This is a genomic window from Vibrio sp. 10N.222.52.B7 (assembly GCF_041474275.1).
Lineage (GTDB): Bacteria > Pseudomonadota > Gammaproteobacteria > Enterobacterales > Vibrionaceae > Vibrio > Vibrio crassostreae_C.
This window is the reverse complement of record NZ_JBFRTU010000519.1, coordinates 1-249: the sequence shown is the minus strand read 5'-3', so window position 1 is coordinate 249 and position 249 is coordinate 1. Positions and strand designations below refer to the sequence as shown.

1 pseudogene is annotated in these 249 nt (G+C 53.0%); it reads right to left on the bottom strand.

Annotated features, from left to right (window positions below):
- Positions 1-249: pseudogene (locus AB4512_RS23980) on the bottom strand (dimethyl sulfoxide reductase subunit A); the annotation flags it as partial.

Genomic DNA, 249 nt, shown 5'->3' with positions numbered 1-249 from the left:
TTGGCACAGTAGGGAAGCGAACAAACGGAATGTTGATGTCACTTTCACGAGCGCCTGTTGAACCGCCAGACACACCCACAGAACCGGTTAGTAATGACAGCATAGCGATTGCACGACACGCTAGCTCACCGTTCGCAGTACGTTGCAGGCCCCAGCCTTGGTGGATTGCGCACGGTTTTGCTGTGCCCATTTCACGGCCAAGCTTGACGATAGTATCAACGGGAATACCGGTGATCTTAGAAGCCCATT